Source organism: Halogranum rubrum, from assembly GCF_900114455.1.
In the GTDB taxonomy this organism is placed as follows: Archaea; Halobacteriota; Halobacteria; order Halobacteriales; family Haloferacaceae; genus Halogranum; species Halogranum rubrum.
In genome coordinates this window covers 52479-66729 of sequence record NZ_FOTC01000003.1, presented here as the reverse complement: position 1 = coordinate 66729, position 14251 = coordinate 52479, and the positions used below count along the sequence as shown (strand labels likewise).

Annotated in this window: 13 protein-coding genes and 3 tRNA genes; 5 read left to right on the top strand and 11 right to left on the bottom strand. The window is 63.3% G+C overall.

The window, feature by feature from the left end; genetic code table 11:
• Positions 1–195: 195 nt before the first annotated feature.
• Genes BM083_RS14225 through BM083_RS14200 form a run of 6 tightly spaced genes read right to left on the bottom strand, consistent with a single transcriptional unit; the run spans position 196 to position 8450 of the window.
• The gene (locus BM083_RS14225) at positions 196–615 is read right to left on the bottom strand and encodes a NusA-like transcription termination signal-binding factor (RefSeq protein WP_049893657.1); all 420 of its coding nucleotides are present in this window, start codon (positions 613–615) and stop codon (positions 196–198) included.
• The gene (gene rpoA2 / locus BM083_RS14220) at positions 616–1884 is read right to left on the bottom strand and encodes a DNA-directed RNA polymerase subunit A'' (RefSeq protein WP_089870157.1); all 1269 of its coding nucleotides are present in this window, start codon (positions 1882–1884) and stop codon (positions 616–618) included.
• Positions 1877–4804: a DNA-directed RNA polymerase subunit A' gene (locus BM083_RS14215; RefSeq protein WP_089870156.1), complete on the bottom strand. Its 2928-nt coding sequence runs from the start codon at positions 4802–4804 to the stop codon at positions 1877–1879. The genes rpoA2 and BM083_RS14215 overlap by 8 nt, the downstream gene beginning before the upstream one ends.
• A 19-nt stretch (positions 4805–4823) precedes the next feature.
• Positions 4824–6650: a DNA-directed RNA polymerase subunit B gene (rpoB, locus tag BM083_RS14210; protein ID WP_009366685.1), complete on the bottom strand. Its 1827-nt coding sequence runs from the start codon at positions 6648–6650 to the stop codon at positions 4824–4826.
• Position 6651: 1 nt separating this feature from the next.
• Complete coding sequence (locus BM083_RS14205) at positions 6652–8217, bottom strand: DNA-directed RNA polymerase subunit B'' (protein ID WP_009366684.1); 1566 nt, start codon at positions 8215–8217, stop codon at positions 6652–6654.
• Positions 8217–8450 carry a DNA-directed RNA polymerase subunit H gene (locus tag BM083_RS14200; RefSeq protein WP_009366683.1) on the bottom strand — a complete coding sequence of 78 codons (234 nt, stop codon included), beginning with the start codon at positions 8448–8450 and terminating at the stop codon, positions 8217–8219. Before BM083_RS14200 ends, BM083_RS14205 begins: the two co-directional genes overlap by 1 nt.
• A 289-nt stretch (positions 8451–8739) precedes the next feature.
• On the opposite strand from BM083_RS14200, the gene BM083_RS14195 reads away from it, so the two are divergent.
• The 4 genes from BM083_RS14195 (at position 8740) to BM083_RS14180 (ending at position 9776) form a co-directional block, all read left to right on the top strand.
• Positions 8740–8812, top strand: a tRNA-Asp gene (locus BM083_RS14195).
• Between the two features lie 219 nt (positions 8813–9031).
• Entirely contained in the window at positions 9032–9457 is a 426-nt protein-coding gene (locus BM083_RS14190) for a group I intron-associated PD-(D/E)XK endonuclease (protein WP_089870155.1), read from the top strand.
• 125 nt (positions 9458–9582) lie between these two features.
• A tRNA-Asp gene (locus tag BM083_RS14185) sits at positions 9583–9655 on the top strand.
• A 48-nt stretch (positions 9656–9703) separates the two neighbouring features.
• Positions 9704–9776, top strand: a tRNA-Asp gene (locus tag BM083_RS14180).
• A 218-nt stretch (positions 9777–9994) separates the two neighbouring features.
• Here the strand turns inward: BM083_RS14180 and BM083_RS14175 are convergent.
• From BM083_RS14175 to BM083_RS14165, 3 genes are read right to left on the bottom strand one after another with little or no spacing between them, the layout of a single operon-like run.
• Positions 9995–10354: a fluoride efflux transporter FluC gene (locus BM083_RS14175; protein ID WP_009366681.1), complete on the bottom strand. Its 360-nt coding sequence runs from the start codon at positions 10352–10354 to the stop codon at positions 9995–9997.
• Entirely contained in the window at positions 10351–10689 is a 339-nt protein-coding gene (locus tag BM083_RS14170; RefSeq protein ID WP_009366680.1) for a fluoride efflux transporter FluC, read from the bottom strand. Before BM083_RS14170 ends, BM083_RS14175 begins: the two co-directional genes overlap by 4 nt.
• 52 nt (positions 10690–10741) lie before the next feature.
• Entirely contained in the window at positions 10742–11818 is a 1077-nt protein-coding gene (locus tag BM083_RS14165) for an ATP-binding protein (protein ID WP_089870154.1), read from the bottom strand.
• 91 nt (positions 11819–11909) lie between these two features.
• Here BM083_RS14165 and BM083_RS14160 point away from each other — a divergent pair, with 91 nt between their 5' ends.
• On the top strand, positions 11910–12383 hold the full coding sequence (locus BM083_RS14160) for a DUF7382 domain-containing protein (protein WP_089870153.1): 474 nt from the start codon (positions 11910–11912) through the stop codon (positions 12381–12383).
• A 20-nt stretch (positions 12384–12403) separates the two neighbouring features.
• Here BM083_RS14160 and BM083_RS14155 read toward each other — a convergent pair whose 3' ends face one another.
• Positions 12404–13171 carry a protein-L-isoaspartate O-methyltransferase family protein gene (locus tag BM083_RS14155; protein WP_089870152.1) on the bottom strand — a complete coding sequence of 256 codons (768 nt, stop codon included), beginning with the start codon at positions 13169–13171 and terminating at the stop codon, positions 12404–12406.
• Positions 13172–13263: 92 nt separating this feature from the next.
• Positions 13264–14250 carry a class I SAM-dependent methyltransferase gene (locus BM083_RS14150; protein WP_089870151.1) on the bottom strand — a complete coding sequence of 329 codons (987 nt, stop codon included), beginning with the start codon at positions 14248–14250 and terminating at the stop codon, positions 13264–13266.
• Position 14251 lies beyond the last annotated feature (1 nt).

Here is a 14251-nt window from a genome sequence, read left to right as displayed (position 1 = left end):
ATGCTTAGTTATCAATCGAATAAGTGTTCCAGACGACCGCTCGTCCGACCTCGCGAGTTCGCGGGTGAACCCGTCGTTCACGGGGATTAGGATACTCCTACCTGGCTACTTCACTCGCTCCGTAGTACGATTTCTCGACGTCTTCGACGTCATTCAGACACAGAAAGCCGAACAAAAACGAACGGTCGCCGCCGACTACGTCAGTTGGATGTCGTCGATGTCGTAGTGACGGCGGGCCAACACGCGAGCAGTCTCGATGTTCGCCCCACCTTTGCCGATGGCGACGCCGCGGTCGGCCTCTTCGACTTCGACGTAGGCGACCCGGTCGTCTTGCTCCGAGATGGTCACGTGACGAATCGCCGCCGGTGCGAGCGCGCTGGCGACGAACGCCGACGGCGTGTCGGCGTCTTCGACCAGTTCGACCGTCTTGCCGACGCGGTCCTCGAACTGCTTGACCGTCTTGCCGGCGGGACCGATTGCCTTCCCCATCTCCCCTGCGGGAACGAGGATGACTACTCGGCCGTCGTCGACGAGGCAGTCTTTCGCACTGACCTCGGCTAACTCGTCGAAGAGGCCCATGAGTCGCATCGCCTCGTCCGACAGGGTCACTTTCATCTAGTCGTCCGAGGGTGCGCTGAACGACCCCATCTTCAGGTCGACGTCACCCGTACCGATGGCGACGGGTTTCCCGACGATGACGTTCTCGATGACGCCGTCTAAGTCGTCGGACTCGCCGTGGATGGCGGCGTCCAGCAGGTGGTTGACCGTGACCTCGAACGCTGCTCGTGCGAGCACCGAATCCTTGCTGCCGGAGATACCGTGACGACCGATAGACTCGATGGTTCCGCGGTTCGTCATGATGTCTGCGACGAGCATCAGGTGACGGATGTTCACGTCGTCGAGACCCTGTTCTCTGAGCGTGTCCATCGTCTCCTCGATGATGGCTTCACGGGCGGCCTCGACGCCGAGTTCGCGGTAGACCTCGTGGATGTTGTTACAGGTCGTCCGCGAGGCGTCGACGCCCTCGATGGAGAGCACGTCGCCGAAGGCCGACCCTTCGGTGTAGAGGACGAACTCCTCTTCGCCGTCGTCCATCTTCTCCTTCCGGATGACGACGCGGCTGATCTCCTCGATACCCTTGAACGTGATCTCGCGCAGTTCCTCGACGAGTTGGAGCAGCTGGCGGTAACTCGGCTGGTCGGGTCCGAACTCGATGACGGTCCCGGACTGCCGTGTCTTGACGCCGAGGGCGTCCTCGATAGTCTCGGCGATCTCTTGGGCGACCTCGGTCACGTTGTTCGCACGCGGCCACCGCTCGGCCAGCGTGTCGTCGTTGAGGTCGATCTGGACCAGCATGTCCGCGACGTTCGTCGAGACGTCACCGAGTGCGAGAATCTTCGTCGCCTCGATGTCCCAGACGACTTCGTGTGCGTACTCGCGGTCCGTCGCGAACGGGATGTCTGCCTCGTTCTGCTCTTCGGATTCGAGATGAACCGTCATCATCGGCGTGTCCGGCGTCTTCCGGGCGTCCACGAGTTCGATGAGTCGTGGCAGCCCCTGCGTGACGTCGATCTCGGCCACACCGGCGTAGTGGAACGTGTTCATCGTCATCTGCGTTCCCGGTTCACCGATGGACTGTGCAGAGACGGTGCCGACAGGGTCGAGCGGGTCGACGCGCGTGTCGATGTAACGGTTCTCGACCGCCTCGGCGATCTCGTTCGCCTGCTCGGGCGTCACAAGCCCTTCCCGGTTCTGGATGGTGTTGTAGACGCGTGTCTTCAGGCGACGTGGGAGTTCGGTGTCCTCGACGACGAGCGCGATGTCTTCGGTGACGTGTTCGTACTCACCGACGAGTTGGTTGACGCTCTTTTCTTCTTCAGTCATCGGATTCCACCTCCGTCCCAATCGCCTTGTTCAGGCCGGGACCGGCGTGTTCCGAGAGGTTCGTCGGCGGTTCGACCCGACCGAGGAACCGCTCTTTCTGCTCTTCGCTGTCGAACTCGGATTCGATGATGCGGTCGGCGATACTCTCGACGTCGACGTCGCCGTCTTCGCTCGACGAGACCTTCACCGGACTCGTACCGTCCTCACCGAACTCGAACTGGACGATGGTGCCCGAGGTGTCGCGCACCGAGCCGTCGTACTGCGCTTCGAGTTCCGAGAGGGCGTTGATGAGTCGACGCTGCAGATATCCGGACTTAGAGGTACGGACTGCCGTGTCGACCAGACCCTCACGACCACCCATCGCGTGGAAGAAGAACTCACGCGGCGTGAGACCGCCACGGTAGGAGTTCTCCACGAACCCGTGGGCCTCGGCGGAGAGGTCGTTCTTCTTGTAGTGGCTGAGGGTTCGCTCTTCGTACCCGCGGTTGATGCGCTCGCCCCGAACTGCCTGCTGTCCGACACAGCCGGCCATCTGGGTCAGGTTGAGCATCGAACCACGCGCACCCGAGCGGGCCATGATGACTGCCGGGTTGTCGTCGCCGAAGTGGTCGTCGGCGATCTCACCGGCGGAGTCACGTGCCTTTCCGAGCGTCTGCATGATCTTCATCTCCAGCGTCTCGTCGACGGTTCGACCCGGCAGCGACTCTAGCTCGTCTGCCTCGTAGGTCGAGATGAGTTCCTGAATCCGCTCGTAGGCGTTCTCGATGGCCTCGTCGACCTGTTCGTTCGCCTCCGGCGGGATGGACTCGTCGTCGATACCGATGGAGAACCCGAAGTGCATGATGGCGCGCATCGCCAGCGAGGCAATCTCGTTGATGAACACGCGTGCACGCGTCTCCGAGTAGACCTTCGTGATGGTGTCGACAATCTCGCCGCCGAACGCACCGACTGCGTCCTCGTCGATGGTTCCCTCGACGAGTTGGCCGTCGACGATTTTGACGTCGTCGCCGGTCGAACTCGTGAAGTCGAGCGAGAGGTCGTCGGGCAGTAGCTCCGAGAAGATGGAGTGACCCGTCCAGTACGGCTCACCGTCTTCCTCACCGTCGGGTTCCGGGAGCGTGTCCACACTCGTCGCACGGAGCAGGTCGAGTGCCTGCGTCTCCGTGAAGTGCGGGTTCTCGTGCGTCAGGAGGTAGGTCCCACTGATGTGGTCCTGAATCGCGCCGATGATGTTCTCACCGAAGCGCGGCGAGAGAATCTGTTCTTGCACACGCATGAGGACGCGCGCCTCCGCGCGGGCCTCCTCGTTCTGCAGCGCGTGCATGTTCATCTCGTCGCCGTCGAAGTCTGCGTTGTACGGCGGGCAGACGACGGTGTTCAGGCGGAACGTCTTGTACGGCATCACGACGACTTCGTGCGCCATGATGGACATCCGGTGCAGCGACGGCTGTCGGTTGAAGATGACGATGTCACCGTCGACGAGGTGTCGGTTGACCTCCCAGCCGAGTTCGACCTTCTCGGCCAGTTCCTCGCAGTTCTTCTCGGTCACCTTCAGGCGGCGACCGTCGGGTCGCTTGACGTAGTTGGCACCGGGGTGGCCCTCGGGTCCGTTGCGGACGTACTGTTGGGCCTCCTCGATGTTACGCTCGGTGACGTTCATCGTCTGCGTCATCTCGCGTGCGACGCGTTCGGGGACACCGACCTCGTTCAGCGAGAGCGTCGGGTCCGGCGAGATGACGGTACGCGCCGAGAAGTTGACACGCTTCCCGGAGAGAGAACCACGGAAGCGGCCCTCCTTACCCTTCAGACGCTGTGACAGCGTCTTGAGCGGGCGACCGGAGCGGTGACGCGCCGGCGGCGTGCCCGAAATCTCGTTGTCGATGAAGGTCGTAACGTGGTACTGCAGCAGTTCCCACAGGTCCTCGATGATCAGCTGCGGGGCACCGGCCTCGCGGTTCTCCATGAACCGCTGGTTGATGCGGATGATGTCGACCAGCTTGTGGGTCAGGTCGTCCTCGGAACGCTGGCCGTTGTCCAGCGTGATAGAGGGTCGAGCCGTCACCGGCGGCACCGGCAGGACGGTCAGAATCATCCACTCGGGTCGCGACCGGCTCGGGTCGATACCGAGCGAAGAGAGGTCCTCGTCCGGGATGTCCTCGAACCAGTCGCGGATGTCCGAGGGCATCAGCTTGTTCATGTCCTCCTCGGTCAGGTCGATCTTGAGCGCCTTCTCCAGCGCTTTGCGGTCTTCCTTCCGCGGGCGGAAGGAACCGGACATGATCTCGTTGATGCGCTGCAGGTCGATGCCGGTCTTCTCGGCGAGCGCCTGCGGCGACATCCCTTCGTCGTCCTCGTCGTCGGGGTCGGGTTGCATCGCCTGCGCGATGAGCTCCGAGTAGTCGCCCGAGAGGACGTCTTGGACCTCGTAGTAGGTGGTCGGTTTCTCGTGTTTGATGTCGTGCTGCGGCGAACTACAGTACGGACAGCGTTTGGCCTTCCGTGCCTGTCGAACGGCCGCCTTCATCACGTCGCTCCAGTCCTCGCCGAGCTCCTTCGTGCGGCGAAGCTTCTCGTGGTACTCCTCCTGTTCTTCCTCCGTGAGTGCGAGTCGACCACAGTCACGGCAGGTCGAACGCAGGAGCCGACGGATGAGCTTCGTGAAGCCGACGTGGATGACCGGTGCGGCGAGTTCGATGTGGCCGAAGTGGCCGTTACACGACCCCGAGTGCTGTCCGCAGGTACGGCACTCCAGTCCCGGGTCGATGACGCCCAGCCGTGGGTCCATCAGCCCCATGTCGATGGGGTACCCGTCGTCGTCGTACGTGTCCGCTGTGATGACCTTCGTGGCGGACATATCTCGATACGTCTCCGGGTCCATCAACCCGAACTGGATGCCGCCGATCTCTTTGGGTGTTTGCATTGACATTGCTGAGTTCTCCTTAAACCGCGTCCTCCAGTTCGATCTTCGGTCGGATGCCGAGCGCCTTCATCTCGTCGAGCAGCAGCTTGAACGCGTAACTGACCTCGATCTTGTGGATGTTGTCCTCGTCCCCGGTGATGGGGTCGTAGATACGTCGCTGCTCGCGGTCCTCGACCGCCACCATTCCGGTGTCGGCGCTGACGTAGACCTCTTCGCGGTCCGAGGAGTCGAGCAGTCGCTCCTTGAGGGCCATCGCCGCACCGTGACCGATGAGCACCTCACGCTCCATCTCACCCACACGGAGACCACCCTCACGGGCACGTCCCTCGGTGGGCTGACGGGTGAGCACCTGCACCGGCCCGCGCGAACGGGCGTGCAGCTTGTTGCTCACCATGTGGTACAGCTTGTGGTAGAAGATGATGCCGAGGAAGATCTGCGCCTCGACCTTCTCGCCGGTCACACCGGAGTACATGACCTCCTTCCCGGCGGAGTTGAACCCGTGCTCTTCGAGTGCGCCACGGAGTTCCTCTTCGGACTCGCCCTGGAAGGCGGTCCCGTCGACACGGCGCCCTTCGAGTGCACCGACCTTGCCGCCGAGCATCTCCAGCACGTGACCGACCGTCATCCGCGACGGAAGCGCGTGCGGGTTGATGACCAGGTCGGGGACGACGCCCTGTTCCGTGAAGGGCATGTCCTCTTGGGGTGCCAAGTGACCGACGACACCCTTCTGGCCGTGTCGCGACGCGAACTTGTCCCCGAGTTCGGGGATACGCTCGTCGCGGACACTCACTTTCGAGAGCTTCGAACCGTCTTCTCCCTCCATCAGCGTGACGGTGTCGACGACGCCGTCCTCGCCGGAGCGCATCGTGACCGACGTCTCGCGGCGCTTCTGCGGCGAGAGTCCGCCCATGTCGTCCGGTTCTTCGAGGAACCTCGGCGGCGACGTCTTGCCGAGCAGGACGGAGTTCTCGTCGACGACCGTCTCCGGATTCACGAGGCCGTCGTCGTCCAGGTGCGTGTAGGCGTCTTCTCCGCGTGCACCGCGGACGTCCTGACTCGGAATCTCGAAGCGGTCTTCCTGACCGCCGGGGTAGCGGCGTTCCTCACCCTCGTAGGTACGGAAGAAGTGCGAGCGAGCCATCGCGCGCTCGACAGACCCCTTGTTCATGACGAGTGCGTCCTCGATGTTGAACCCCTCGTAGCTCATGACCGCGACGACGAAGTTCTGTGCCGCGGGTCGCTCGTCGAAGCCGATCTGTTCCGTCGTCTGCGTCTTGACCATCGAAAGCTGCGGGTAGTGCAGCAGGTGCTGACGCGTGTCCGGACGGATCCGGTAGTTCGCCGAGGGCAGTCCGAGGGACTGCTTCATCATCCCGGCACCCATCGTAATACGCGGCGAAGCGTTGTGTTCCGGGTACGGAATCATCCCGGCACCGATACCGAAGATGAGCTGTGGGTCGATTTCGAGGTGAGTGTGGTCTTCGGAGACCTCGTCTTCGTCGACGGCGACGTAGATGTCCTCTTCCTCTTCGGCGTCGATGAACTCGACGTAGCCGCGTTCGACGAGGTCCTCGAACTCCAGTTCGTCGTTGTCGACGGCCTCTATCTCCTCGTCGCCGAGGAGCGGTTCGCCGTTCTCGACGACGATGAGCGGTCGGCGGGCGCGGCCCGCGTCGGCGTTGACGATGACCTCGCGGGTGCGGTCTTTGACCGAGACGTTCACCATCTGGCTGACGTCGCCGCGACGCCGTGCTTCTCGAATCTGTGCTGCGAGCTGGTGGGGGTCCGGATGCGTCCCGACCAAGCTCCCGTTGACGTAGACTTTCGCCTCTCGTGCCTGAGCCATGTTAGTCGTCTGCCGGTTGTGGTTCGACGCCTTCGAGTCCGGGAATCCCTTCGACTCCCATCGACGCCAGTTCGCGTTTGAGTGCCTGTTCGTCTTCGATGTTCTGTGAGAGCTCCATCGCCTGCGCGAAGTTCTTCACGAGCCCACAGTTCGGCCCCTCTGGGGTCTCGGAGGGACAGATACGACCCCACTGGGTCGCGTGCAGGTCACGCGCTTCGAAGTGGGGCTGACTGCGCGACAGCGGCGAGCGGAGGCGACGCAGGTGAGACAGCACACCCATGTAGTCGGTCCGGTCGACCAGCTGGGAGACGCCCGAGCGCCCACCGACCCAGTTCCCCGTCGCGATGGGGTGTTCGAGCCGTTCGGTCAGCACGTCCGAGCGAACCACCGTGTTGACGGTGAGGTTCCGGTTCCGCATGTTCGCGCGTTCGAGCTGGTACTTCACGTCGCGTGCCAGCTTGTTCAGCGCCGTCCGGAACAGGTCCTTCATCAGGTCGCCCGACACCTTGAGACGCTTGTTGGCGTAGTGGTCCTTGTCGTCGGAGTCGCGTCGTCCGAGCGCGAGCTCGAAACACGCCTCGGCCATCCGACAGAGGTAGAACGCCTTGTTACTGCGGACCTCTTCCTCCTCGACGCCCTCCTCGTGGAGGTGCGGCAGCAGGTAGCGGTCGATGACGTAGTTCGCGCGTTTCAGCTGGTAGTTCTTACCTTGCCCGCTGGCGACGCGCTTGCCGAGTTTCTCGATGGCTTCTTCCTGTGTTTGGACTTCGGCCATCTCCAGGTTCTCGAGCATGAACTTGACGATCTCCGGGTCGTCGGAGACGCGGTGGACGATCTCCTCGTCGGATTCGAGTCCGAGCGCACGGACGAGCGTGACGAAGTTGACGCTGCCCGAGACAGAGGGGAACGACACTTCGAGGATACCTTCGCGGTTACGCTCACAGAGGACGAGCGCACGGTAGCCACGGCGCTGCGAGAAGGTCTTTGCGACCTGAATCTCGTCGCCGTACTTCGTGTCGTACTCGGCGAGAATCTTGTTCGGTGCGAGGTCCTCCGAGGTCATGAGCACGCGCTCCGACCCGTTGACGATGAAGTAGCCGCCGGGGTCGACGGGGTCCTCACCGATTTCGACGAGTTCCTCGTCGGAGAAGCCCGCGATGTTACACTTGCTCGACCCGACCATGATGGGCATCCGGCCCACTTTGGTCTCCGCGGAGTCGACGACGACTTCCTCTTCTTCCTCGCCGCCACGGATGATGGACATCTCCATGAACACCGGGGCGGAGTAGGTGATGTTGCGAAGTCGCGCTTCCTGCGGGTAGAGGAGTTCTTCCGACCCGTCGGCCTCCCGCACACGCGGGGTGACGACGCGAACGTCGCCGAGTTCGACGTAGACGGGCTCTTCGCCCTCTTTGTCGCCGATGTCGGTCTCGATCGTCTCCTTCTCGGCGACGACCTCCTGCATCCCTCGTTCCATGAAGTTGTTGAACGAGCGGAAGTGATGCTCTGCGAGCCGTTCTTGCGAGAAATACTCGCGTGAAACCGTTCTTCGTGCTTGTCGGTCCATTACTCGACCACCAGTCGATAGACGACCGCTTGATCAGTCGTTCGGGAGTCCCGTACGATCTCTATCACGTCGCCGACCTCCGCATCCGTGTCGCGGAGTGCCGGGTCTTTCCGTTTGATCTTCGGCAGGTTTGTTTTCTCCACGTTGTACTCTTCGAGTACCTCCTCGACGCGCTCCGGCTCGTCGAGGACAGTATGCTCCGGAACCAGGTTGTGTTGGCTTACGTCTACCATGTTGGATGGGGTTGGCTGTAGGGAGAAGCTATCACGAGATACTACAGCGGCATAAACGGCCCATCCATTTAGTCCTTGCTAACCGCCGCTCACGCACCGCTCTCCGGCCGTGGAGGGCGGCCGACGAGACTCTGTTACCTCCACTCATGGTTCCCGGTGGTATAGTCGTTGTGCCTATCTCGATTCGCCTCGTTCCATGTCTCTCTACCCCAACCTCGGCACTTCACCACACGGAGCGACGAGATGAGAAGCCTTATCTCTCTCACTGGGAAAGGACGGAGTGCAGCAAGCCCGGGTGGTGTAGTGGCCCATCATACGACCCTGTCACGGTCGTGACGCGGGTTCAAATCCCGCCTCGGGCGTTTCTTTGATTCCAACTCTCCAGCGAGGCGTCTCGTCGCCGAGTGACGACGAGTGGAATCTCTAAACGTCGCTAGAGGGATTTGCATCAGGGAGCGAACGAAGTGAGCGACCGAGGTTCAAATCCCGCCTCGGGCGTCTTTTACCGGAGCTAACTACTAAGCGAGGCGTCGCCGATTTCAGGTGAAACTACTTGTCCTAATTCGACTCGACTCTGTGGTGTGAACACGAAACAGCGAGGTGACGAGACAGAAGCAACTGCACTCGCAGAGTTGGTCTCTCGGGGACTCAGTGTCTCGATTCCGTTTGGAGACAACGACCCCTACGACCTCGTCGTCGACGTCGACGGTGGATTGTTCCGTCTTCAGTGTAAGACCGGATGGATCGAGGAGAGTTGTATCCGATTCAAAACAGCTAGTAAGACCACGAGAGACGGCGACGTTTCGTACGTCGGGTACGACGACCGAATCGAAGCCTTCGTGGTCGTTTGTCCGGACGCCGAGTCGCTATACTGGGTGCCAGTCGAAGAGGCTGGAAAGCGAAGTACGTACCTTCGTATCGAAGAGGCAGAGATAGACCATCCCTCGATTAACCCAGCCACCGAGTACACCCTCAGTACCAAGGTAGCGGAGTTACGGCAGGGATGACGGTAGTGTTCCGAGTGATGGCCGTAAGACTATTTCAGCCGAAAGAGCGGCATGATACCGACCCCCGCCCTCTCTCGATATGGCAAGTCTTATTTAATACATCGGCAAATACGTGAGTGTAGCAAGCCCGGGTGGTGTAGTGGCCCATCATACGACCCTGTCACGGTCGTGACGCGGGTTCAAATCCCGCCTCGGGCGCTTGCTCGATTCGTGAGACGAGAGCCACTCTCGTTTTCACGCTTGTGTGCCCGGGTGGTGTAGTGGCCCATCATACGACCCTGTCACGGTCGTGACGCGGGTTCAAATCCCGCCTCGGGCGTTTCTCTGATTCCAACTCTCTAGCGAGGTGTCTCGTCGCCGAGTGACGACGAGTGGAATCTCTAAACGTCGCTAGAGGGATTCGAATCAGGGAGCGACTGAAAGGAGCGACCGTGGTTCAACTCCCGCCTCGGGCGCTTTTCTATCGACCTCACACGCTGAGTGAGACGTCTCGTCGTCGAACAATCCGTCGAGGCGTATCCGCTTGACGACCGACTGCTACACCAACCCGACGAGTAGCGTCCCGAGCGCGACGCCGACGAGTGCGCCGACCAGATTGACGACGGCGTACCGACCTGCAGCGACCTCTCTCCCGTCTGCCGACCGATTTGCCACCTCGACGGCGAACGACGAGAACGTCGTGAACGCGCCACAGAACCCCGTCCCGAACAGCAACGCCGCCGACTCGCTGAACGCACCCGAGAGTTGCCCGGCGACGATAGCACCGAGGAAGACGCTCCCGACGACGTTCACGACGAGCGTTCCACGACTGCCTCGCAGACGCTCGCCGACGAGATACCGCGAGACGGCACCGAGCATTCCGCCGACGCCGACGAGGAGTGCGGGCTGTGGGTTCATCGCCGGCCTCCGACGACGAGTCCGGCCCCGGCAGCGACGAACCCGAGGAGGTAGGTCACGCCGACGTTGAGCGTTCCGGCGAGCGGGCCGAGTTGTGTCGTCTCGACGGCGAAGGTGCTGTACGTGGTGAACGACGAGAGCAGGCCGGTGCCGAGAAAGAGGCGGATTCGCTCTGTCGTCGTCACCGAGACGAGGAATCCGAGGACGAAGCTGCCGACGACGTTCGCGACGAGCGTTCCAGCCACCTCTGGGAGTGCGAGGGCGACGCCGTACCTGAGCACTGCCCCGATGAACCCACCGCAGGCCACCAGCACGAGCGGCTCTACCCGCTTCATTCGTCCGTCCTCTCGGCGGCGGCGCTTAGGGACCTTTCGACTTCGAGTAGCTTCAGTGGTCTCTCCGGTCGCCTCTCAGACGGACGTGACTCGAACGAGCACTCGCGCCGCCGTGTGGTGTGTCACGCTCGCGAATCGACACACTGTGGACCGACTCGGTGGCGTCGTCGACGACGAGTGCGTCACCCGTCTCCGTTGGGAGTCGGTTCGCGATCGCGTCTCCCAGGTAGGTCGGCTGAGCCGCCGCGAGCGCAGCGACGTCGGACTCGGCGGTCAACCGATGTGCGACGAGCAGGTCGGCCTGCGAGACTGCCACGTCGGGGAGTGAGCCGGGTCGCTGCGTCGCGGCGACGAGGCTGACGCCGGGTGCACGACCACGAGTGAGCAGTGTCCGAAGCGCGTCGGCCGCGACGCCGTCGAAGAAGGCGTGCGCCTCGTCGACGAAGAGCCACGGCAGACGGTCGACGACCGATTCCTCTCTGGCCGCTCCGACTCGCGCGTCGTACAGCCCGTGGGCGACGGCAGCGCAGACGCCGTTCATCGCGGCCGGATGTCGTCCGGAGACGTCGAGGACGGTCGCCTCGGGTCCCGACAGCTCTTCCGGGGTCAGTCCATCGCACTCGAAGACGCCCCACGAGTCGGCGAGCCGAAGGTGGTTCTCCGCCGCCCGACGGGTCGTCTGAGTAGCGTCGGCGTCGGCGACGTAGTCTCGCATCCCGTCGAGTGACGTCCTCGCACTGGCGGCTTCCCAGACGAGTGTTCCCGCTGCGTCGGCCGAGTCGAGGCCGAGGAGTCTCGGCCATGCGGCGGGTACGAGTGCGTCTGCACGAACCGAGGGGTCAGAGACGACTCTCGCCGGAACGGTCGGGTCGCCTCGGGCGAGTCCGGTGAAGACACCCATCGGGTCGACGACGACCGGTGCGACACCCGATGCGCGGGCGGCAGCCTCCGCGAGCACACCGAGCGTGTACGACTTCCCCGACCCGCGCTTGCCGACGACGAGGCCAGCGTGGGGGCGGTCGAAGTCGACGCCGACCGGAGCACCGGCGCTCCCGTCGCGAGCGCGGTAGGTTCCGAGTCGTCCGGTTGGAAGGCTTCCAGCCCCTTCGTCGCGTCCGAGGACGTGCATGGCTGTGGGTGGTCACCTCTTTACAGATGAACCTCTGGCTCTGCATCCACTGTCCGGAGCTTTATCACCGAGAACGAGACCAGTCCGGGCCATGCTCGACAGGTTCACGCGTCTCCACCGGTCGCAGGGTTTTCACACCGACGAACGCGCCATCGAAGGGTTGCCGATTCGCCTCGTCATCGCGCTCGTCGTCGGCGTCGCGAGTCTCTCGGTGATGATGAACATGCTCGGCGGGTTGCAGGGGCTCTCGGTCACCGAACTCGACGCTCGACCCTCGCCCGAAGTCGTCACTCCGGGCGACCAGACTATCGACCTGACCGTCGTCGGGTCCGACGGCGACCCGGTTTCGGACGCTACTGTCGTCGTCACGGGCGGCACCGCCGACATCGACGGGGTGAAGACGGCGACGACGGGACGCGACGGGACGGCTTCTGTCCGCGTCGACCCGTCACTCCGACCGAATCAAGAAGACGGCACGCTCGTCGTCGACATCAAGCCACCGGCAGGAAGTGAGTTCGCCGACGAGCGCGGAAACACGGAGATATTGGTCGTAAGCGAGTCGTGAGGTTGAATAGATATCGAGCGTCACCGACCGTCGAGTCGGTCGTCCCAGTCGACCCACTCGTACTCCCACCCGGACTTCGCGAAGTAGCCCTGCTGGGCGAACTCGCGGTCCTCGCGTTCCATCCGGTTTCGCGAGAGCCCGCCCGCCTGTTCGCCGTCGACGAGGATGGGGTTGAACGCCGCCGGGCCGTACTCGTCGACGACGTCGAACCCGCTGGGTTCGCTGTCGTCGCTCGCTTCGACGGCGACGAGCGTCTGTTCGGGACCGCCCATCGGCATGACGAGTCGGCCGCCGTCGGCGAGTTGGTCGAGGAGTACGCGCGGCGGACGGACGGCGGCGGCTTCGACGAGGATACAGTCGAACGGTGCGTATTCTGCCATTCCGTTCGCCCCGTCGCGGCAGTCGACGAGCACGGCTTCACAGCCTGCCTTCCGGAGGTTCTCACGGGCGTCGATGACCGCGCTTCGGTTGATGTCGACGGCGTGGACGTGGCGGTCGCCGACGAGGTCTGCGACGACGGCGGCGGTGTAGCCGACACCCGCACCGACGATGAGCACGTCGTCGCCGGGTTCGGCGTCGAGACCGGAGAGCATTCGAGCGACGGTTCCAGGCGCGAGGACGCGTGTCCCACCGCGTTCGCTGTCGCGGTTCTCGTAGGCGCGGTCGCCGACGAACTCGTGGCGGGGGACGGTGCGCATCGCCATGGCGACGTCCTCGTCGACCAACTCGGAGGAGAGCGCCTCCTCCAGTCCGTCGACCATATCGTCACGGAGCACGGCGGGATCCATACTCCCGACTCGGTGTTGGGTCCTAATCAACTGTGCGCTTGCGTCCGCCGGTTTCCGACTCTTCGATGTAATGACGCCGACGTCGTGGAGCGCTACCTCCCGGACGGAGTGTGTCCGACGATTACCTGCCTGTCCGTCCCGGGGACGTCTCGGACAGCGACGTCGGTGAGACCGGCGTCCTCGAACCACGCTCTGACCGTCGCCTCGTCGTGAACTCCGCCTCCACCGGTCGCTAGTGCGTCGACGGCGACTCGGACCGACATCTCGCCACCGTCGTCGTCGCGTCGCCTGACCGTGTCGACAAAGGCGAGCGTCCCGGCCGGCGCGAGGCGTTCGGCCGCCTCGCCGACGAGTGACTCGTTCGTCTGCGCGGAGAACCGCCGAAGCACGTCGACACCGAAGACGAGGTCGACTCGGCGCTCTGCACCGAAACCAGCGAGCGAGGGTAGGCCGGTCGCTTCGAGGCCGACTGACGTCGGTTCGAGAAGCGGTGTGACCACGTCGACCACTTCGGCGTCGTCGGCGAGTGTCACGTCGAACCCGCGGGCAGCGAACTCACGGGCGTAGACACCCGACCCACCGGCGAGGTCGAGGACGTGTGTCGGGTCCGAATGGTCCGCACTCCGTTTCCGTCTGCGATGCTCTCTGACGGCGGCGGTCACGCAGGCGCGGACGACAGCCTCGTCCGTCGCGGCGTGGGCACCGAGACGGTTTCGCGTCCAGTTCGGTGGCTTTGCTGGCGTATCGCCGGTGGCCATCGTCTCCGGGAGCGCAGACCACAACTCGAACAAATCGAGTGCGTGCGGGAGACGGCCGATGGAACGGACGTCACGCTTCGCGAGAAAGCCGAGTGCGCGGTTGGTTATCTCGTACTCCGTGCCGACCTGCTTGAGAAAGCCCATCGTCTCCAGTGCGTCGACGGTCACGCGAGCGGCGTAGGGAGTGACATCGGTCGTCTGGGCGACGGCTTCGGGCGTTCCGGCGCTCTCCAGCAGTGCGTCGAGGACGCCACTTCGGCGGGCCGCCCAGAGGAGTGCCACCTGCTCGACTGGAAGTCCCTCACGGTCCTGCGTAGGCATA

What these genes read in the sequence shown, in the direction of transcription:
- BM083_RS14225 (WP_049893657.1), bottom strand. Translation starts at nt 615, where the DNA reads ATGAAAGTGACCCTGTCGGACGAGGCGATGCGACTCATGGGCCTCTTC.
- rpoA2 (WP_089870157.1), bottom strand. Translation starts at nt 1,884, where the DNA reads ATGACTGAAGAAGAAAAGAGCGTCAACCAACTCGTCGGTGAGTACGAA.
- BM083_RS14215 (WP_089870156.1), bottom strand. Translation starts at nt 4,804, where the DNA reads ATGCAAACACCCAAAGAGATCGGCGGCATCCAGTTCGGGTTGATGGAC.
- rpoB (WP_009366685.1), bottom strand. Translation starts at nt 6,650, where the DNA reads ATGGCTCAGGCACGAGAGGCGAAAGTCTACGTCAACGGGAGCTTGGTC.
- BM083_RS14205 (WP_009366684.1), bottom strand. Translation starts at nt 8,217, where the DNA reads ATGGACCGACAAGCACGAAGAACGGTTTCACGCGAGTATTTCTCGCAA.
- BM083_RS14200 (WP_009366683.1), bottom strand. Translation starts at nt 8,450, where the DNA reads ATGGTAGACGTAAGCCAACACAACCTGGTTCCGGAGCATACTGTCCTC.
- BM083_RS14175 (WP_009366681.1), bottom strand. Translation starts at nt 10,354, where the DNA reads ATGAACCCACAGCCCGCACTCCTCGTCGGCGTCGGCGGAATGCTCGGT.
- BM083_RS14170 (WP_009366680.1), bottom strand. Translation starts at nt 10,689, where the DNA reads ATGAAGCGGGTAGAGCCGCTCGTGCTGGTGGCCTGCGGTGGGTTCATC.
- BM083_RS14165 (WP_089870154.1), bottom strand. Translation starts at nt 11,818, where the DNA reads ATGCACGTCCTCGGACGCGACGAAGGGGCTGGAAGCCTTCCAACCGGA.
- BM083_RS14160 (WP_089870153.1), top strand. Translation starts at nt 11,910, where the DNA reads ATGCTCGACAGGTTCACGCGTCTCCACCGGTCGCAGGGTTTTCACACC.
- BM083_RS14155 (WP_089870152.1), bottom strand. Translation starts at nt 13,171, where the DNA reads ATGGATCCCGCCGTGCTCCGTGACGATATGGTCGACGGACTGGAGGAG.
- BM083_RS14150 (WP_089870151.1), bottom strand. Translation starts at nt 14,250, where the DNA reads ATGCCTACGCAGGACCGTGAGGGACTTCCAGTCGAGCAGGTGGCACTC.